Origin of the sequence: Actinoplanes philippinensis (genome assembly GCF_900113015.1) — a bacterium.
In the GTDB taxonomy this organism is placed as follows: Bacteria; Actinomycetota; Actinomycetes; order Mycobacteriales; family Micromonosporaceae; genus Actinoplanes; species Actinoplanes philippinensis.
Window position 1 is genome coordinate 490896 of record NZ_FONV01000001.1, and the last position, 18905, is coordinate 509800.

General features: G+C 71.8%; 14 protein-coding genes and 3 pseudogenes. 7 read left to right on the forward strand and 10 right to left on the reverse strand.

What is annotated here, in order from left to right; all coding sequences use genetic code 11:
- Positions 1-112: 112 nt before the first annotated feature.
- The 3 genes and pseudogenes from BM290_RS51000 to BM290_RS49450 form a co-directional block, all read left to right on the forward strand.
- A pseudogene (locus BM290_RS51000) lies at positions 113-1021 on the forward strand (acyl-CoA dehydrogenase family protein); the annotation flags it as partial.
- Positions 1014-1988 carry an acyl-CoA dehydrogenase family protein gene (locus BM290_RS02240; RefSeq protein WP_093609346.1) on the forward strand — a complete coding sequence of 325 codons (975 nt, stop codon included), beginning with the start codon at positions 1014-1016 and terminating at the stop codon, positions 1986-1988. The pseudogene BM290_RS51000 and the gene BM290_RS02240, both read left to right, overlap by 8 nt.
- Before the next feature lie 9 nt (positions 1989-1997).
- Positions 1998-2837, forward strand: a pseudogene (locus tag BM290_RS49450) (serine/threonine-protein kinase); the annotation flags it as partial.
- A 1421-nt stretch (positions 2838-4258) separates the two neighbouring features.
- On the opposite strand, the gene BM290_RS02250 reads toward BM290_RS49450, so the two are convergent.
- From BM290_RS02250 to hsaA, 6 genes are all read right to left on the reverse strand, one after another.
- On the reverse strand, positions 4259-4840 hold the full coding sequence (locus BM290_RS02250; protein WP_093609348.1) for a Uma2 family endonuclease: 582 nt from the start codon (positions 4838-4840) through the stop codon (positions 4259-4261).
- A gap of 450 nt (positions 4841-5290) precedes the next feature.
- Positions 5291-5809, reverse strand: a complete 519-nt coding sequence (locus BM290_RS02255) for a DUF4265 domain-containing protein (protein ID WP_203779097.1) — start codon at positions 5807-5809, stop codon at positions 5291-5293.
- 118 nt (positions 5810-5927) lie between these two features.
- Complete coding sequence (hsaB, locus tag BM290_RS02260) at positions 5928-6470, reverse strand: 3-hydroxy-9,10-secoandrosta-1,3,5(10)-triene-9,17-dione monooxygenase reductase subunit (protein WP_093609350.1); 543 nt, start codon at positions 6468-6470, stop codon at positions 5928-5930.
- A gap of 14 nt (positions 6471-6484) precedes the next feature.
- The gene (gene hsaC / locus BM290_RS02265) at positions 6485-7393 is read right to left on the reverse strand and encodes an iron-dependent extradiol dioxygenase HsaC (protein ID WP_239143294.1); all 909 of its coding nucleotides are present in this window, start codon (positions 7391-7393) and stop codon (positions 6485-6487) included.
- A gap of 88 nt (positions 7394-7481) precedes the next feature.
- Complete coding sequence (hsaD, locus tag BM290_RS02270; protein ID WP_093609354.1) at positions 7482-8279, reverse strand: 4,5:9,10-diseco-3-hydroxy-5,9,17-trioxoandrosta-1(10),2-diene-4-oate hydrolase; 798 nt, start codon at positions 8277-8279, stop codon at positions 7482-7484.
- 1 nt (position 8280) lies between these two features.
- Positions 8281-9447, reverse strand: coding sequence for a 3-hydroxy-9,10-secoandrosta-1,3,5(10)-triene-9,17-dione monooxygenase oxygenase subunit (hsaA, locus tag BM290_RS02275; protein WP_093609356.1), 1167 nt, complete (start codon positions 9445-9447; stop codon positions 8281-8283).
- A gap of 81 nt (positions 9448-9528) precedes the next feature.
- Here hsaA and BM290_RS02280 point away from each other — a divergent pair, with 81 nt between their 5' ends.
- The 3 genes from BM290_RS02280 to BM290_RS02290 all read left to right on the forward strand — a co-directional run bounded on the left by BM290_RS02280 (position 9529) and on the right by BM290_RS02290 (position 12202).
- A complete protein-coding gene (locus BM290_RS02280; RefSeq protein ID WP_093609358.1) occupies positions 9529-10656 on the forward strand; it encodes a 3-ketosteroid-9-alpha-monooxygenase, oxygenase component in 1128 nt (375 codons plus the stop codon).
- Between the two features lie 209 nt (positions 10657-10865).
- The gene (locus BM290_RS49455) at positions 10866-11279 is read left to right on the forward strand and encodes a hypothetical protein (RefSeq protein ID WP_239143293.1); all 414 of its coding nucleotides are present in this window, start codon (positions 10866-10868) and stop codon (positions 11277-11279) included.
- Positions 11279-12202, forward strand: a complete 924-nt coding sequence (locus BM290_RS02290) for a ferredoxin--NADP reductase (RefSeq protein WP_093609360.1) — start codon at positions 11279-11281, stop codon at positions 12200-12202. Before BM290_RS49455 ends, BM290_RS02290 begins: the two co-directional genes overlap by 1 nt.
- Before the next feature lie 311 nt (positions 12203-12513).
- Here BM290_RS02290 and dmpG read toward each other — a convergent pair whose 3' ends face one another.
- From dmpG to BM290_RS49460, 4 genes and pseudogenes are all read right to left on the reverse strand, one after another.
- Entirely contained in the window at positions 12514-13521 is a 1008-nt protein-coding gene (gene dmpG, locus BM290_RS02295; protein WP_203779096.1) for a 4-hydroxy-2-oxovalerate aldolase, read from the reverse strand.
- Entirely contained in the window at positions 13499-14377 is an 879-nt protein-coding gene (locus BM290_RS02300) for an acetaldehyde dehydrogenase (acetylating) (protein WP_093609364.1), read from the reverse strand. The genes dmpG and BM290_RS02300 overlap by 23 nt, the downstream gene beginning before the upstream one ends.
- Positions 14374-15174 carry a 2-keto-4-pentenoate hydratase gene (locus tag BM290_RS02305; protein ID WP_093609366.1) on the reverse strand — a complete coding sequence of 267 codons (801 nt, stop codon included), beginning with the start codon at positions 15172-15174 and terminating at the stop codon, positions 14374-14376. The genes BM290_RS02300 and BM290_RS02305 overlap by 4 nt, the downstream gene beginning before the upstream one ends.
- A 166-nt stretch (positions 15175-15340) precedes the next feature.
- Positions 15341-17224: pseudogene (locus BM290_RS49460) on the reverse strand (FAD-dependent oxidoreductase); the annotation flags it as partial.
- Between the two features lie 60 nt (positions 17225-17284).
- On the opposite strand from BM290_RS49460, the gene BM290_RS02315 reads away from it, so the two are divergent.
- Positions 17285-18862, forward strand: coding sequence for an FAD-dependent oxidoreductase (locus BM290_RS02315; protein ID WP_275413110.1), 1578 nt, complete (start codon positions 17285-17287; stop codon positions 18860-18862).
- The last annotated feature ends 43 nt before the right edge of the window (positions 18863-18905 follow it).

Here is an 18905-nt window from a genome sequence, read left to right on the forward strand (position 1 = left end):
CGGCATCGCCCCTGCCTTCCCCTCGGCCACCCCCGGCATCGCCCCTGCCTTCCCCTCGGCCACCGCAGATTTCGCCCATGCCCTTCGCACTCCCGCTACCGCGTCCCGTTCTGCCGACAGCCCGTGGGAACGCGCGGGCACCGTGCCCGGCTTCTCCGGAGGCACGACTCAGTGGTCCACCTCGGTGCCGACCAGCGCGGCCCGGGACGTGTCGGCGGCGAAGGTCGCCTGCGGCGAGGCGGCCCTGCTCGCGGCCCGCACGGCGCTACAGGTGCACGGGGCGATCGGATACACGCGGGAGCATGATCTCGGGCGCTACCTGACGCGGGTGCGGGCGCTGCACCTGTCGTGGGGCACCGCCGACTGGCACCGCCGCCGGATCCTCACCGAACTCACCGCGGCGGCACCCGCCGCCCCTGCACCTGTCCGGCCAACGACCCCGAAACTCGCTCACCGCGCCACGGCGGAACACACCGAGCTCACCGCGGCGACACCCCACACCCCAGAACCCACCCAACCCACAACCCCGAAACTCGCTCACCGCGCCACGGCGGAACACACCGGGCCCACCGCGGCGACACCCCACACCCCAGAACCCACCCAACCCACAACCCCGAAACTCGCTCACCGCGCCACGGCGGAACACACCGGGCCCACCGCGGCGACACCCCACACCCCAGAACCCACCCAACCCACAACCCCGAAACTCGCTCACCGCGCCACGGCGGAACGCGCCGGGCTCGTCGGGACGGGACCTGGAGCGGCCGCCGGGACCGCGGTGCATGAACGGTGTGGCTGTCAGCGGTGTGTCAGCGTCGCCGCGACACCGGTGACAGCCACACGGACCTCGGGACCGGTGGGGAACGCGGGCGGGACAGCCGGTGACCACGGGCCTCAGCCCGGCGGGCGCGTTTCGGCCCGACACCGGGAGGACGCCGCGGGGCTGCCACGGGACGGGGATCGTTCGGCGGGGGCGGGTGTGGGCCGTACCGAGAAGGAAGGTCTTGATCTTGATGGTTGAGGAGCGTGCGGCGCTGCGGGCGGCGGTGCGTGGCCTGCTCGGCGGGCAGATCGCGGCGGAGGGCGGGTGGACGCGGCTGTGCAAGGAGATCGGCGTCGGTGGGCTGACGGTGCCGGAGGAGTGCGGTGGTTCGGGTGCGACGCTCGGTGAGGCGGCCGTCGTGCTGGAGGAGTTCGGGCGGGTGCTGAGCCCCGCGCCGATGCTGGGGACCGTGCCGGCGGTGCACGCGCTGCTCGGCTCGGGTGACGACGACGCCCGCGCGCGGCTGCTGCCGGCGATCTGCGCGGGCGAGACGGTCGTGGCCGTCGCCTGGCAGGGTTCCGGGGCGGTGTCGGAGGACGGCCTGGTCAGTGGGGTCTTCCCGGACGTTCCCGCGGCGGACGTGGTGCTGGTCGTGGTCGACGGCGCGCTCTACGAAGTGGACACCGGCATCGAGGTCGCCGCGACGCTCGATCTCACCCGGCAGCTGGGGACGCTGCGGCTGCACGGGGTTCCGGGGCGGCGGCTGGACGGGCCGGCTCCGGAGTTGCGGGACATCGCCTGCGCCGCGCTCGCCGCCGAGCAGCTCGGCACCGCCGAACGCGCCCTCGAACTGACGGTCGCCTATGTTCAGGAGCGGCATCAGTTCGGGCGGCCGATCGGGTCGTTCCAGGTGCTGCAGCACCGGCTCGCCGAGGCGTACGTGCGGGTCCAGGCCGCCCGGTCCGCCGCCGAAGCCGCCGTGCAGGCCGTCGCCGACGGCGCCGCCGAGGCCCCGCTGCTCGCCGCGGCGGCGAAGGTGACCTGCTCGGAGACGGTGCGGGCGGTCGCCGCCGAGATGGTGCAGATGCACGGCGGCATCGCGATCACCTGGGAACACGACGCGCACCGATACCTGCGGCGGGCCTGGGTGACGGCGCAGATGTTCGGAACGCCCGAGTCTCATGTCGCGCGGCTCACTCCCATGCTGCTGTCCACGGCCGACTAGCATGATCCGGTGCTTTCACCGGGAGACGTGCTCAACGGCCGCTATCGGCTGACCCAGCGGATCGCCGCCGGTGGCATGGGCGAGGTGTGGCGCGGCGACGACCTGCTGCTGCAGCGGGAGATCGCGGTGAAGGTGCTGCTCCCGGCGCTGATGTCCGATGCGGACTTCATCACCCGGTTCCGGTCCGAGGCGCGGATGATGGCGGCGCTGCGTCACCCCGGGATCGTGCAGGTCTACGACTACGGTGAGAACGCGCAGGTCGGCGCGCACGGGCTCGACTACCTGGTGATGGAGTTCATCGACGGGACCCCGCTGTCGGCGCGGATCCAGCGGGCCGGGCGGCTCGGGCCGGCCGACACGATGGCGGCGGTCGCGCAGGTCGCCGACGCCCTCCAGGCCGCGCACGACGCCGGCATCATTCACCGGGACGTCAAACCCAGCAATCTTCTGGTACGGCCGGGCGGCGCCATCGTTCTCGTCGACTTCGGAGTGGCCCGATCGACCGGCGTCACCGGGATCACCAGCACGAACGTGGTTCTCGGCAGTGCCCACTACATGGCCCCGGAACAGGCTGAGGGCCGTCCTGTCACCGCCGCCACCGACATGTACGCGATCGGCGCTGTCGCGTTCTGCTGTCTCACGGGGCGGCCGCCGTACGTCGGGGACAATCCGCTAGCCGTCCTGGCTCAGCTGGTGCACGGGCAGCCTCCGGTGCTGCCGCCGGACGTGCCGGCGGCTGTCGGCGCCGTGGTGATGCGGGCGCTCGCCAAGGATCCGGGGCGCCGGTTTCCCAGTGCGGCGGCGCTGGCCGCGGCGGCTCGGGCGGCGGCTGGCGCTCCCTCGCATCCCGGTGGGCGGCGGGCGGGGGCTTCCGGGCCGCTCGTGGCGGGTGGGCCGTCGCAGCCGGGGTCGGTCAACGGTGGCGGTGCGGGGCCGAATCCGGGCGGACGGACCGGTGCGGTTCCGGGCGGACAGACCGGGGCGGTTCCGGGCGGACGGACCGGTACCGGGGATTTCCCAGCCGGACAGTCCGGTGCCGGGTCGGTTTCGGACGGACGGTCCGGCACTGGGGCGTTTCCTGCCGGACGGTCCGGTGCCGGGGTGTTCCCTGCCGGACGTGCGGGTGCCGGGGCGTTTCCAGCCGGACATGCGGGTGCGGGGGCGTTCCCAGCTGGCCGTTCCGGTGCTGAAGGATTTCCGGCGGGGGTCGGGCCGGTTGGCGGCTTTCCAGCGGGGACCGGACCTGCGGGCGGGTCGGGCTTCCCGCCGACGGGGGCCGGGTCTACGGCCGGGCCCGGAACGGCCGGGCGAGGGATGGCGGCCCCGCACGGGTTCGCATCCGGCGCAGCCTCGGTCGGCGCCCCCGGGAGCGGGTCCAACGGAGGATCGATGCGGGGCGGCGGCGGGGCCGGGTCCGGGTACGCGGCCGGGCCGGCGTCCGGCGGCACGGCGGGATCCGGATACGCGACCGGGCCGGCGTCCGGCGGCACGGCGGGATCCGGATACGCGACGGGCTCGATGTCGGACGGTGCGGGCGGGCGCGGTTTCGCGACGGGCGGGGCACCGGTGCCCGCGGGTGACGTCACCGGGGCGGCTTCGGGGCGGCGGCGCAATGTCACCGTGGCGCTCGCGGCCGCCGCGGTCGTGGCGCTGCTCGCGGGCGTGGCGATCATCATCGGCACCCGGACGGACGATCCGGACCCGACGCTCGAGGCGCAGGACACCGGGTCGCAGAGCAAGCAGGTCCCGGCGGGTGCCGCGGCCGACAAGCCTCGCGGCCAGGTCACCGGTCGCCCGAAGGCGTCGCCGAAAGGTAGCGCCGCTCCCGGGAAGACCAAGGCCGGGCAGGACGATCCGGTCAACGGGCCGACAACCACCGGTCGGCCGGCCGCGACAGACGATCCGGCCACCACCGGACCGGCGACGAACCCGCACGGTGACCCGGCTGTGCTCTGCGGCAACGGATACCAGGTGATCGACTCGAGGACGCTGACCACATCGGACGGGGCACAACGCGGCACTGTCTATCTGCTCTTCCGGGCGGCGGGCGGCAAGAACTGCGTGGTCACCATCAAGACCGACACGCTGGACGAGAAGACCTCGATGTCCGCGAGGCTGGAGGTGCAGGGCGGCGCGCCGATCGCCGACACCGGCTCGTATCAGTATTACGCCGGGCCGGTCGACGCCCCGGCCGCGAAGACCTGCGTCAAATGGGGCGGCTCGATCGGTGGGCTCTCATACACGAGTGATTTCTCGCATTGCACGTGAGCTCACATCCGCTCGATCTCAGTGAGGTCGATGTCGAGCGGAAACGGGTCGGGCAACTGCACCCGCTCGCGGAAGATGGTGAGCGGCGTGTACTCACCGATCGCCGGGTCGAGCGCGTAGGCGTACACCACCGGTTTTCCGTCCCTGTTCTCCACGCGCCAGAAATACGGGATGCCCGCCTCGGCGTAGAGCTGGGGTTTGCGGTGCCGATCACGGATCAGCGACTCCGGCGAGACGACCTCGATCGCGAGAACGACCGCCTCCGCCGGATACCATGAGGCGTCGTCGTCGATCTCGGCATCCGCGTGAATGACGATCAGATCAGGCTCCGGCCGCTGCCTCGGGCCCAGAACGACCGACATCTCACGACTGACGAGAAATCGATCCCGTGGCGCACACTCGGTCAGGGCATTCTCGAGCAGACGCAACATTCTCATGTGGAAACGCTTTTGCGGGCTCACGAGTATGAGGCTCCCGTCGATGAGCTCGGCATGTGACGGGAGATCCGGAATCTGATCAAGGTCATCGGCGGTAAACCCCTCCGCGGGCGGTCGCTGCCACTCAAACGCTGACTCGGCGCTCATGGACCGACCTCCTCTGCGGGCGAATTCCCGTCTCCGCAGCCTACCCATGCGGACACCTCCTCAGTGGCGATCGACTCCCACAGACCTTGCCCATGACTATAGGCGCTAGCCAAGTTATCTCCAAGCAAGGGTGCGCTCGATCGGGTGCAGGTTCTCATCGCCGATGGCGGATTCTCAGGATCTTGACGGCCGGGTTGGCGGATCCGCCAACATCGTGACAATGACCCACAGTCGGTTGACCGCGTACCTGCGGCGAACCTGGCAACATCTGGGCATGTCACACGTCGCTTGGCCGGGTGAACCGGTCGATGTGCGTTATCGGCGTGCGGACGGGAGTCCGGCGGCGTCAAGGTTGGATCGGGCCGCGCTTGACGTGTTGGTCGACGGCCTGCCGGTGCGGGAGCGAGTCCCAACTTGAGAGCCGGATCCGACCCTCCTCACGCAACGTTTCTACACATCTCGATCTTGCGGCTCGGCTTCCAGCCATGCGTCGCCAACGCACCCCTCCTCATAGTCCCACCAGCCATCACGGGCACCGTCGCGCAGCTGCCGCTTGACCGCCGCGAGATCGGCATCAGGTGGCACGTCAAGGGCGACCATGCCGAACTGTTGAAGTCCCTCACCGGTGACTCCAAGCGGCGCGAATAGGTCAAGAACCCGTTGCCGCGACCCGCCAAGCGCACCGTCCGCGAACGGGATGATCCGGATGGTGCAGTTGCCGGACCACTCCAACCGTTCGTCGGCCACCAACTGACCGTCCTCGCTGCGGTGAACCCGGAAAAGATCACCGCTGGCCACATTGCGTGCGAACCAAGGCGTGTTGTCCAGCCGGACCGTGTCCGCCGTGACCGGCACTGCCCATAGGCCCTCCCGGCCCACCGGCGGCCATCCGTCGTCGTCCTGCTGCAGCTCGAACACGACTTTCACGAACTGCTCGTTCGCGCCGGTCCCCGAATCCGCCTCACTCACGGCGACAGCATGCCTGACCAGGACTTGAACGCGGCGCTTGGGTGGCTCGCCGCCGGAACTCCGGGGCGACTGCGACAGATCGTTACCGGACCTTCGGAACAAAGGTGAGGTGGCCCGCTCAGATCCAGTCGGTGTGGCGGGGCCAGGACAGCAGGGTGTCGACGACCTCGGGTGGCTCGTACGGCGAAGTCGGTGTGGTCGTGGTGTATCGGCTGCGATGGAAGAGCAGCGGAGTGACGTCACGGCACGGGCCGAGGGTGGTGACCAGGCCGGTGACGATGGCGTGGTCGCCGCCCGGATGCACCGCCTCGACCCGGCAGTCGGCCCAGGTCAAGGCTCCGGTCAGGACCGGCGCTCCGGACGGCGCCGGCGTCCAGTCGAGGGTGGCGAACCGGTCGGCGCCGCGGGTGCCGAAGAGGCGGGAGACGTCGCGCTGGTCGGAGGCGAGGATGTTGACGCAGAAGGTCCCGGTGGCCCGGATCCGGCGCCAGGTCGCCGAGCCGTTCTGCGGGCAGAAGAGCACCAGCGGCGGGTCGAGGGAGAGCGGCGCGAAGGCCTGGCAGGCGAATCCGGCGGGGCCGTCGGCGTCGGCCGTGGTGATGACGGTGACCCCGGTTCCGAAGTGACCGAAGACCCGGCGGAACGGCGCGGACACCGGCACGGACGGGCGGGTGGTCAATGCCCGCCGCCGGAGAAGAAGCGGTGGCCCCAGATGCTGTGCGCGGTGGTCTGCCGGGCGACCCAGGTGTCGTCGTCGACGGTGAGGCCACCGTACCCGTACTCGATGTCGAATCCGCTCGGGGTCCGGACGTAGAAGGAGACCATCTCGTCGTTGGCGTGCCGGCCCAGGGTGGAGATCATCGGGGCCTTGTTGCGGGCGCACCGGTCGATGGCACGGCCGACGTCGTCGAGGGTCTCGGTTTCGATCATCAGGTGTACGAGGCCGGACGGCGCCGGAATCGGTGCGAGAGCGACGCTGTGGTGCCGTGGACCGCACCCGAGGAACCGCATCCACAGCGGCTCGTCGCTCGCCGGCAGCCCCAGGTGCTCCGGGACCAGCCGCATCGAGTCGCGCAGCCGGAAGCCGAGGACCTCGGACCAGAACCGCATCGACGCGGCGTCGTCGCGGGCCGGCAGGACGACGTGGCCCATGCCCTGGCCGCCGGTGACGAACCGGGTGCCGTAGGAGCTGAGCGACGGCCGGCTGTCGAGGGCGGCGCCGCAGAAGAACTCGAGGCGGTTGCCGGCCGGGTCGTCGGCGCTGATCAGGTGGGAGACACGGCGGTCGGCGAGCTCGTCGGCGCCGGCCGGCTTGACGGCGATGCCGGCCTCGTCGAGTACGGCGGCGAGCCGGTCAAGGGCGGCCGGACCGGCGAGCTCCCAGCCGGAGGCGGCGAGCCGGTCCCGCTCGCCGGGCACCACCACGATACGCGCCGGCAGCTCGTCCATGCGCAGGTAGACGGCGTGCGGGTCGGGGCCGCGGCCCTCGGTCATGCCGAGCACCTTGACGCCGAAGTCACGCCAGGCGGGCAGGTCGGTGGCTTCGACACGCAGGTAGCCGAGGGATCGGACGAGGTTGCTCACGGGCGTGTCCCCTCTCACAGAACCAGGACTCGGGGCGGGCGCGATAGAGGAGGTGAAGGGCATCGGGAGGCTCGATCAGGAGGCTCGATCAGGAGGTGAGGAAGTCGATGGCCAGGCGGTTGAACTCGTCGAATTTCTCCAGGTGGGCCCAGTGGCCACACCCGCCGAAGACGTGGAGGCGGGCGTTCTTGAGGACCTTGAGGGCGACCAGCGCGCCGTCGAGCGGGTTGACCCGATCCTCGCGGCCCCAGACGAGCAGGGTCTCGTGGCGCAGGCGGTGGGCGTCGCGCCAGAGCATCCCCTCCTCGTATGTCCGCGGGTTGCTGAAGGAGGCGCCCATCTCCTGCATGGCCCGCATGGCGGCCGGGTCCGCCGCGGCCCGGAAACGTTCCTCGATCAGCTCGTCGGTGATCAGGGACGGATCGAAGACGAGGGTCCGCAGAAAGGCCGCGAGCCTTGCGCGGCTGGGATCCCGGCCGAACGCGGCGAGGCGTTTGACCCCCTCGGTGGGGTCCGCGGAGAAGACGTTCAGGGACAGTCCACCGGGTCCCATGAGGAGCAGCCGCCGGGCGCGTGCCGGGTGGAGCAGGGCGAAGCGGACGGCCGTCCCGCCGCCGAGCGAGTTCCCGATCAGGTCGACCTGGTCGATGCCGAGTTTGTCGAGCAGGGCGGCCAGCTCGGTGGCGGCGTGGGTGAAGTACTGCCCGGTGATCGGGTCACCGAGCGACCCTCCGTATCCGGGCTGGTCGACCGCGAGGACGTCGAAGTGCGGGGCGAGCGCGGGGATCGTGCGCCCGAAGTTGCTCAGCGCGGACGCGCCGGGTCCGCCCCCGTGCAGCAGGACGACCGGCGAGCCGGCGCCGTCCCGATGGAAGGCCAGGGTCATGTCACACCATCGCGTCGTTGAGCGGCAGGCCGAACTCGCCTCGGCCGTACATGGACAGGGCCCGTTCCGGGTCGTTGATCGCGTGGACGCGGCCGGAGTGCGCGTCGCGCCAGAAACGCTGGATGGGAGTGCCGACGGCGAGCGCCCGGCCGCCGGAGCTCTCGAAGAGACGGTCGACGGCGCGGATCGCCAGCGCGGTCCCGCGGACCTGGTCGCGGCGGATCCGCAGCCGCAGCGGCATGGGGAGCTTGGCGCCGGCGGTGGTCAGGTCCATGAGCTCGCGCATGTTGGTCTGCAGGGCGTACCAGGCGGAGTCGATGTCGGCCGCGGCCTCGGCGACACGCACCTGGGCGTGCGGGTCCTCGGCGGCCTTGACCCCGGCGTAGGCGGCACGGACCCGTTCGCGGGTGTAGTCGACGTGCGCGCGGTAGGCGCCGGTCGCCATGCCGATGATCGGCGTGGTGATCGCATAGGTGAAGATCGAGGCGTAGGGGATCCGGTACAACGGTCCCGGGTTCTGCTCCTGGCCGGGGCAGACGCAGCGTGCGGTGTCGTTGAAACTGAGCGACCGGTGCTCGGGGACGAAGGCGTCGTCGACGACGATGTCGTTGCTGCCGGTGCCGCGCAGGCCGACGGTGTGCCAGACGTCCTCGATCGTGTAATCCGAGGCCGGCAACAGGAAGGTCCGGAAGTCGGCGGGTGTGCCGTCGTCGCCGGGCGGGACGATGCCGCCGAGCAGCACCCAGGTGGCGTGGTCGCAGCCGGACGAGAAGCTCCAGCGGCCGTTGACCCGGTATCCGCCGTCGACCCGGCTGATCCTGCCGGTGGGCGCGTAGGACGACGACATCCGGGTGCCCGGGTCGCCGCCCCAGACGTCCTGCTGGGCGCGATCCGGGAAGAGGCCGAGCTGCCAGGCGTGCACGCCCACCACCGAGGCGACCCAGCCGGTCGAGCCGCAGGCCGAGGCGATCTCACGCACGCAGGTGAGGAAGTCGAGCGGGTGCGCCTCGTGGCCGCCGAAACGGGCGGGTTGGAGCAGGCGGAAGAAGCCGGTCTCGGCGAGGGCCTTGACCGTCTCCGGGGCGAGCGAGCGCCGGTCCTCGGTCTCCTGCGCGTGCTCTCGCAGAACAGGTAACAGTTCCCGAACTCCGGCGAGGACCGCTTCCATGTGATCCCTCCAGGCTGGTTGGCCGCGTGTCGAGCGACCCCTATACTAGAACACGTTCTACCTAGGGACCAGGAGTGGGACATGAGCATCAGCCAGCAACCGCGCACCATCGATGCCGGCAGACCACCGGCGAGGTTCGCCCGGGGGTGGCACTGCCTGGGGCTCGCCGACACGTTCCGCGACGGGCAGCCGCACGCGATCGAGGCGTTCGGCACGAAACTCGTGGTGTTCGCCGATTCCCACGGCCGGATCAACGTGCTCGACGGCTACTGCCGGCACATGGGTGGTGACCTCACCCAGGGCACGATCAAGGGCGACACCATCGCCTGCCCGTTCCACGACTGGCGGTGGAACGGGGAGGGCCGCTGTGTCGAGGTGCCCTACGCGCACCGGATCCCGATGCGGGCGCGTACCCGGGCGTGGACGACCTGTGAGCAGAACAGGCAGTTGTTCGTGTGGAACGATCCGCAGGGCAATCCCCCGCCGCCCGAGGTGGCGATCCCGCGTATCGAGGGTGCCTTCTCCGAGGAGTGGAGCGACTGGACGTGGGATTCGGTGCTCATCGAGGGCGCCAACTGCCGGGAGATCATTGACAACGTCGTCGACATGGCGCACTTCTTCTACATCCACTTCGCCTTCCCGACGTTCTTCAAGAACGTGATGGAGGGGCATGTGGCGGCGCAGTTCCTGCAGACCCGGCCGCGGCCCGACGTGCCGGCCTCGGCCAGCCAGTCGGGTGACGCCACGCTGCGGTCGGAGGCGGCCTACTACGGGCCGGCGTACATGATCGACTACCTGTACAACGACTGGCACGGCGTCAACATCGAGTCGGTGCTGATCAACTGCCACTATCCGGTCAGCCCGACCTCGTTCGTGCTCCAGTGGGGCCTGATCATGAAGCGGCTGCCCGGGCTCAGCACCGAGCAGGCAGCCAAGGCGGCGGCCAAGTTCGCCAAGGGCATCGGCGTCGGGTTCCTGCAGGACGTGGAGATCTGGAAGAACAAGACACGCATCGACAACCCGCTGCTCTGCGCCGAGGACGGGCCGGTCTACCAGCTCCGCCGGTGGTATGAGCAGTTCTACGTCGACGTGGAGGACATCACCGACGACATGGTGGCGCGCTACGAGTTCGAGGTGGACACGACACGGGCGGTCGAGACGTGGGAGGCCGAGGTCGCCGCCAACCAGGCCCGGGCCGCCACCTCATGACGGCCACCGGCCTGGCCGGCGGCGACGCCACCCCTGGTCCCGATGCCACCCCTGGCCGCGCCCCGGACCCCGACACCGCCACAGACCGCGCCACGGACAGTCGCCGCACGCACAGGCTCGGCGCGGACAACCGTGCGGACGGTCGCAGCGCTGACAACCGCGGCACGGACGATTGCGGCGCAGACCATTGCGGCACGGACAGCCGCGCCGTGGACGATCAACGCCTGGCAAGCCGCACCGCGGACGGGCACGCCGTGGACGAGCGCAGCGCGGACCGGCGCAGCGCGGACGGGCACGCCCCGGACGAGCGCGGCACGGACGAGCGCGGCACGGACGAGCGCGGCACGGATGGGCGGATCGGCGGCGCTCAGGGGCGGGATGTCGCTGAGCTGGAGGAGTATCTGGCCGGCGGGCTGCGGGAGGTGCGGTGTGAGGCGTGCGGGCGGCGGGTGCGGGCCGGGAAACGCAGTGCCATGCAGACCAGCGTGCAATGGTCCGGGCCGGCGTGCGAGCGGCTGGCCGCGGTGGCGGGCGGGCGGCCGACGGCGCTCGTCCCCACCTGCCCCGAGCTGCGGGAGAGCATCGACCGGGCGGTTCGTGAGGGTCGTCTGGAGGTGAGCTGATGCCCGACTTCCAGCCGGTCCGGATCGCCGCTGTGGTGCCGGAGACCGCGGATGCCTGTTCGCTGGTGCTGGAGACGACGTTCGACTACCGGCCGGGTCAGTATCTGACGGTGCGGACACCGGCCGGGGCACGCTGCTACTCGCTGTCCACCGCGCCGGGGGTCGACGACCGGCCGGCGGTGACGGTGAAACGGGTGCCGGGCGGCCAGGTGTCGAACTGGATCTGTGACCACGTCCGGGCCGGGGACACCGTCGACATGGCGGGGCCGGCCGGGTCGTTCACGCCGGACTCGTTCGACGACGACCTGTTGTTCCTGGCCGCGGGCTCGGGCATCACGCCGATCATGGGGATCCTCAAGGCGCTGCGCGGTGACCCGGTGCTCGTCTACGCCAACCGGGACGCCGAGTCGATCATCTTCCGGGACCGGCTCGACGCGATGCTGCCGGTGATTCACTGGCTGGACAGTGAGCGGGGTGTCCCTACCGCGGAGTCACTCAGGGAGTTGACAACGCCGTACGTCGGCAGGGAGGCCTTCATCTGCGGACCGGAGGCCTTCGTCGCCGTCGCCGAGAAGGCGCTGCTCGCGGCCGGCATGGCGGCCGCGAGCATCCGGGTGGAGCGATTCGAGCCGGAACCGGTCGAGAGCCGGGCCGCGGTCGCCGAGGTGACGATCGACGGGCAGACCCACGTGCTGCCGTGGGCGCCGGGCAAGCGGCTGCTCGACGTCATCATCGACGCGGGACTCAATCCGCCCTATTCGTGCCGGCAGGGTCAGTGCGGAGCGTGCGCGGTTCGCCTGGTCAGCGGCGAGGTCACCCTGGTCAACAACGAGATCCTCGACGAGGAGGACTTCGCGGAGGGTTACACCCTGGCCTGCCAGGCGGTTCCGTTGTCCGACTCGGTCACGGTCACCTATTACTGACGGGCGACGGATCACGGGCGGCAGACGACGGACAGCGGGCGGCGGACCACGGATCACGGACAGCCGATCACGTAAGCGGATCACGGACGGCGGGCGGCGGACCGCGAGCGACGGAGGCGCACGACGGGCGACGGACCGCGGACGACGGACCGCGCACGACGGGCGACGGACCGCGAGCGACGGACCGCGCACGACGGGCGACGGACCGCGAGCGACGGGCGACGGGCGGCGCACGACGGACGCGCACGACGGGCGGATGCCGCCTTTCGTTGCTTCTCGCTGAGCGATCCGGGGGAGCTTCGCCCCGCGGGCTATCCGTGGGCGGCGAGTTCCCTGGCGATCGTGATCAGCTGGTCCTCCTGGCCGCCGACCAGTCGCCGTTCACCGGCCTTCACCAGGATCTCCGCGCCCGAGACCCGGTAGCGTTCGGCGAGTGCGTACGCGTGCATGAGGAAACTGGAGTAGACCCCGGCGTACCCCATGATCAGGGCCATCCGGTCCAGCTTGCACTCGTCGGTCATCGCCGGGCGTACCACGTCCTCCGCCGCGTCGACGATCTTGAAGAAGTCGACTCCGGTGCGGATGCCGAGCTTGTCGCAGACGCCGACGAACGCCTCGACCGGGGTGTTGCCGGCACCCGCCCCGAACCGCCGGGTGCTGCCGTCGATCTGCTTCGCCCCGGCCCGGTAGGCGAGCACCGAGTTCGCCACGCCGAGCCCCAGGTTCTCGTGCCCGTGGAACCCGACCTGCGCGTCGGCGCCCAACTCGGCGACGAGGGCGGCGACCCGGTCACCGACCTGGTCGAGGACGAGCGCCCCCGCCGAGTCGACCACGTAGACGCACTGGCAGCCGGCGTCCGCCATGATCCGGGCCTGCTCCGCGAGGCGTTCCGGCGGTGACGAGTGCGCCATCATCAGGAAGCCGACCGTCTCCAGGCCCAGGTCGCGGGCGATGCCGAAATGCTGGACGGCGATGTCGGCCTCGGTGCAGTGGGTGGCGATCCGGCAGACCGTGGCGCCGTTGCCGGCGGCGGCCCGGATGTCGTCGAAGACGCCGACACCGGGCAGCATCAGGAACGCGATCTTCGCGCGGGTGGCGGCACGGACCGCCGCGCTGATCAACTCCTGTTCGGGGGTGTGGCTGAGCCCGTAGGTGAACGACGACCCGCCCAGTCCGTCACCGTGGGTCACCTCGATGACGGGGACGCCGGCGTCGTCGAGGGCCGCCACGATCGCGGTGACCTCGGTGACGGTGAACTGGTGCCGTTTCGCGTGCGACCCGTCCCGCAAGGACGAGTCAGTGATCCTGAGATCGCGCAAGTTCCTCACCCACCCTGGTAGCCGCCGCGGTCATGATGTCGAGGTTCCCGGCGTACGGCGGCATGAAGTCGCCGGCGCCCTCCACCTCGACGAAGATCCCCACCCGTGTCCGGTCGCCGGCCTGGTCGAACTGTGGCTCGTCGAGCAGGCGGTAGCCGGGCACGTACGCCGACACGGCGGCGGCGACGTCCACTATCGACTTGGTGATCGCGCCCTGGTCGGCGTCCGGCGACACCGCGCAGAAGATCGTGTCGCGCATGATCAGGGGCGGTTCCGCCGGGTTCAGCACGATGATCGCCTTGCCGCGCGCCGCGCCGCCGATCGTCTCCAGCCCGCGGCTCGTCGTCCGGGTGAACTCGTCGATGTTCGCCCTGGTCCCGGGTCCGGCCGAGCGGGAGGCGACGGTCGCCACGATTTCGGCGTACGCGACCGGCGTCACCCGTGACACGGCGTGGACCATCGGGATCGTCGCCTGCCCGCCGCACGTGATCAGGTTGAGGTTCGGCGCGTCCCGGTGCTCGCCGAGGTTCACCTCCGGCACCACCGCGGGCCCGGCCGCCGCCGGCGTCAGGTCGACCGCCCGGATCCCGGCCTCCGCATAGCGCGGCGCGTTCGCCCGGTGCACCGCCGCCGACGTCGCCTCGAACACCAGGTCAGGCAGCGGATCCTGGGCCAGCAGCCAGTCCACGCCGGCGCTGCTGGCGGCCAGCCCCGCCTCCGCCGCCCGCCGCAGGCCCGCACTCTCCGGATCGACGCCGATCATCCACCGCGGCTCGACGGCCGGCGATCGAAGGAGTTTGTACATCAGATCCGTTCCGATGTTCCCGGATCCGACGATCGCCGCGCTGAGCGTCATTCCCGCTCCCCCTTTTTGACATCGGCAAACGCCAATCGCACTTCGCCGAGCCCGCTGAATCCGGCCCGGAATTCGTCGCCCGGCCGCGCATCGACGGCACGCGCACAGGCGCCCGGCAGAATCAGATGCCCCGCCTTCAGCCGCACCCCGAATCTCGCCACCTTCCGTGCCAGCCACGCCACCGCGGTCACCGGATTCCCGAGCACGGCGTCCGAACGCCCGGCCGCCACTTCCTCGTCGCCACGCCACAGGACCGCGGCGATGCCGCGAGGATCAACGTCTTTCGGGGGTACGCGCTGAGCACCCACCACGAAACCGGCGGAAGAGGCGTTGTCGGCGATCGTGTCGGCCAGGCTGATCCGCCAATCGGCGATCCGGCTGTCGATCAGCTCGATCGACGGCGCGAAGGCCGCCGTGGCAGCGAGGACGTCCTCCTCCGTGCAGTCCTCGCCGGGCAGGTCGTCACCGAGAAGAAACGCCACTTCGATCTCCACCCGCGGACAGCAGAATCGCGTGGCGTCGACCGGCTCGGTCTCGGACAGTCGCATGTCGGCGAGCAGATGCCCGTAGTCCGGCTCATCGACCCCCATCATCTCCTGCATCGCTTTCGAGGAGAGTCCGACCTTGTGCCCGACGACAGCGGCACTCCGCCGCCGGATGTTGTACAGCTGAATCGCATAGGCATCGTCAGCGGTGAGCCCCGGATTCCGCTGGACGAGCGGCGCGACGGGCGCCCGGTCCCGCTCCGCGTCCCGAAGCCGGTCAGCTAGGATTCGCAGTTCAGTCTCGTCGATCATGCTCTTCTCCCGACTCGGAAGCCGCACCGACGACAGATCCAGCGGAGGCGACAACGGCGGCTGCGGGCGCGGCGGAATCGGAAGCCACACCGACGACAGAACCAGCAGACGCGACAACGGCGGCTGCGGCCGCGGCGGAATCGGCGGTGGCGGCATGACGGCCCGCGCGCCGGCCGGAGAAGACGCAGTCGGCCAGTGACAGGCCACTGACATACGACGCCGAGCAGATGCCGACGGCTGTCCGGCCCGCCGCGTAGAGGCCCGGGATCGGTGCTCCTGCCGGGGTCAGCGCCAGGCCGGTCTCCTCGTCGACGGTCAGGCCACCGAGGGTCAGCATGGGAGCTGGGGCGGCACGCAACGACACGTCGATGAGCGAGAACGGCGCCGTGACCAACGGCCGGACCAGCTCCATCGGCTTACCGGCCTCGTCGATGCCGGCGCGGCGGGCCAGCGCGGCGGCGTTGTCGGCGGCCACGGCGGCCTCGTCGATGCCGGCGCGGCGAGCCAGCGCGGCAGCGTTGTCGGCGGCCACGGCGGCCTCGTCGATGCCGGCGCGGTGGGCCAGCGCGGCAGCGTTGTCGGCGGCCGCGGCCTCGTCGATGCCGGCGCGGTGGGCCAGCGCGGCGGCGTTGTTGGCGGCCACGGTCCCGGCCAGGGCGGCCTCGTCGATGCCGGCGCGGCGGGCCAGTTCGGCGAGGGTCCGTGCTGAGGTGCGCCGCGCGGCGAACAGCCATCGGCTCTGCCAGCGCTGGAACCACAGGGTCTGTGACGCGAGCTGCCGCCGCGCCTCGCGGAGCACGTCCGCGTCGACGACGAGCCAGGCCTTCCCGCCGGGACAGGCACGCACGGCGTCACCGATCGCCGCCCCGTAGCGGGACTCGTCACCGACCCGCCGGCCGTCCCGGTCGACGAGGAGGCCACCGAGCAGCGCCGACGGCGGAGTCAGGAACCGCCACAGCGTGACCCGGTCCAGGTGCCGGGTGCCCGCGCCCACCGAGGTCCCGAGCCGGATGCCGGAGCCGTCGTCTCCCGGAGTTCCCAGCCGCAGCCCGCGATGTCCGGGCGCGTGCTCCCGCATCATCTCCCGGTCGAAGACGAACCCGCCCGCGGCGAGCACCACCGCATCGGCACGAATCTCCAGCTCCCGCCCGTAGCGCTGCTCGATCCCGGCGACCATCCGGTGCAGCGCCCGCCCGGCCCGCGGCACGTAGACCCCGGGTTTGACCGACCACCGGTGCAGCCACCGATGCGCGACCCGGGCCCACGCCGGAGCCCCGCCCAGAGTCCGGCAGACCACCCCCACAACTCTCGGCCGGTCCGCAGAGCTGCCTCCGGCGCCCTCGGACAGCCCCGCGGGCCGGCCGGACGAAACGCCCGGCGGCTCGGCCGCTGCGGGGGGAACGGGCGGGTGGCTGCCGGGCGGCCCGGCGGAAGGCGGCTGGCTGTGGGGGCTGCCGGAGGGGGGACGGGAGAGGGCGGGCGGGGTGGCCGTACCGCTGCGGGGGTCTGGGGGTGTGGCGACGAGAAGGGTGACGGCTCGGGATTGCGGGAGGAAACGGACTCGTCGCGCGGCGGCGGCCGCCGCCAGGCGGGTGTGGAGGGTGCCGCCGGAGGTTCCGGGGGCGTGGGTCCGGTGACCGCGGGGCGCCGGCGACGGGTGGGCGTGTTCGCTGCCCGACTGGTAGAGGTAGTGGCGGTCGGTGGGATACGAGGTCTTGTACGGGCACAGGCTCGCGTCGAACGGCACGCCGTGGTCCTCGAGCCAGGCGAGCATGCCGGCGGATTCGTCGCAGAAGCGGCGCAGGGTGGCCGGGGAGACGGCGTCGCGGACCTCGTGGCGCAGGTATTCGTACATCGCGGCGGGGGTGTCGTCGACGCCGGCGGCGCGTTGCTGCCGGGTGCCGCCGCCGGCGTAGACGACACCGCCGGAGATGGCGGTGGCGCCGCCGCCGGTGAAGCGGTCGATGACGAGGACGTCGGCTCCGGACTCGGCGGCCTCGATGGCGGCGCAGGCGCCGGCCGCGCCGAAGCCCACCACCACGACGTCCATGCGGGCCTCCGGGAGGGACGGGGAATAGCGCCGGGAACCGGATAACTATAACCTGTTCTAGTGTTGCGCGAAGAGAAATTCGACGTCGTTGTGGTGGGGAGCGGCGCGGCCGGGATGACCGCCGCGCTCGCCGCCGCGCACCATGGGCTCAGCGTTGTGGTCCTGGACGGCGCGGAGGCGTACGGCGGTTCGACAGCCCGCTCCGGCGGGGGCCTGTGGCTGCCCGGCCCGGAGGCGGCCACCTACCTGAAACACGTTGCAGGTGATGAGGTGCCGTCGGCCCGGCGCGATGCGCTGCTCGAGCACGGGCCGGCGGTGCTGGCGTTCGTCACCCGGCACACGCCGCTGGAGTTCGCGCGGGTGCCCGGCTATCCCGACTACCACCCGGAGGCGCCGGGCGGGCTGGCCGAGGGCCGCACGGTCGAGCCTCGGCCGCTCGACGTGCGCCGGGTCGCCACGGACGTCGGCGCGCTGGCCCCGCCGTACCGGGCGGCGCCGAGCGGGATGGCGGTGACCGCCGTCGACTACCGGTGGCTGTCGCTGGGTCTGCGGCATCCGCGGTCGGCGCTGACCGCGGTCAAGCTGGCGGCGGGCCGGTTCCGGGGGCGGCGGCTCACCATGGGGCAGGCGCTGGCGGCCGGTCTGCGGGCCGGGCTGCGGTCGGCGGGGGTTCCGGTGCGGCTGGGTACGCCGATGACCGCCCTGGAGACGGCGGACGGCCGGGTCGCCGGGGTGCGCACGCCGGACGGGCCGGTGCGGGCGCGGCGCGGGGTGGTGCTGACGTGCGGCGGGTTCGACCACAACGAGCGGATGCGCCGGGAGCACCAGGATCTGGGCACCGCGTGGACGGTCGGCGCGGCCGGGAACACCGGGCTCGGCATCGAGGAGGGGCAGCGGCTGGGCGCGGCGCTGGACCTGATGGACGAGGCGTGGTGGGGCCCGTCGCTGCCGCTGACCGGTGGGGCGTACTTCTGCCTGGCCGAGCGCAACCTGCCGGGCAGCCTGATCGTCGACGGGACCGGGCGGCGGTTCGTCAACGAGGCGGCGCCGTACGTGGACGTGGTGCACGCCATGCTGGGCCGCACCGGCAGCGGGCCGCATCTGCCGGCGTGGCTGGTGGCCGACCGGTCGTACCGGGACCGGTACCTGTTCGCCGGGCGGGCGCCGCGGGCCCCGCTGCCCCGGCGCTGGTTCGACGCCGGGATCGCGCACCGGGCGGACACCCTGGACGAGCTGGCCGGGCGGATCGGCGTGCCGGCGCAGGCGCTGGCGGCGACCGTCGAGCGGTTCAACGGGTTCGCGGCGGGCGGGCGGGACGAGGACTTCGGGCGGGGCGAGTCGGCGTACGACCGCTACTACGGCGACCCGCGTCAGCGGCCGAATCCGTGTCTGGGCGCTCTGCGGCAACCGCCGTTCCTGGCGTTCGCGCTGGTGCCAGGGGATCTGGGGACCAAGGGCGGGTTGCGGACCGACGAGCGGGCCCGGGTGCTGCGCGACGACGGCACGCCGATCCCCGGGCTGTACGCGGCCGGCAACACGAGCGCCTCGGTGATGGGCCGTGGTTACGCGGGCGCCGGCGCCACCCTGGGCCCGGCGATGACGTTCGGCTACCTGGCGGCGCTGGACCTCGCGGCGTAGGTCCCCGGCCGGCTCCGAGGGTGTGGACGCGGTTCCCTACCGT

Excerpts from the sequence above, each read along its gene's own strand:
- BM290_RS02240 (WP_093609346.1), top strand. The coding sequence starts at position 1,014 with ATGGTTGAGGAGCGTGCGGCGCTGCGGGCGGCGGTGCGTGGCCTGCTC.
- BM290_RS02250 (WP_093609348.1), bottom strand. The coding sequence starts at position 4,840 with ATGAGCGCCGAGTCAGCGTTTGAGTGGCAGCGACCGCCCGCGGAGGGG.
- hsaD (WP_093609354.1), bottom strand. The coding sequence starts at position 8,279 with ATGACCCTGGCCTTCCATCGGGACGGCGCCGGCTCGCCGGTCGTCCTG.
- hsaA (WP_093609356.1), bottom strand. The coding sequence starts at position 9,447 with ATGGAAGCGGTCCTCGCCGGAGTTCGGGAACTGTTACCTGTTCTGCGA.
- BM290_RS02280 (WP_093609358.1), top strand. The coding sequence starts at position 9,529 with ATGAGCATCAGCCAGCAACCGCGCACCATCGATGCCGGCAGACCACCG.
- BM290_RS02290 (WP_093609360.1), top strand. The coding sequence starts at position 11,279 with ATGCCCGACTTCCAGCCGGTCCGGATCGCCGCTGTGGTGCCGGAGACC.
- BM290_RS02300 (WP_093609364.1), bottom strand. The coding sequence starts at position 14,377 with ATGACGCTCAGCGCGGCGATCGTCGGATCCGGGAACATCGGAACGGAT.
- BM290_RS02305 (WP_093609366.1), bottom strand. The coding sequence starts at position 15,174 with ATGATCGACGAGACTGAACTGCGAATCCTAGCTGACCGGCTTCGGGAC.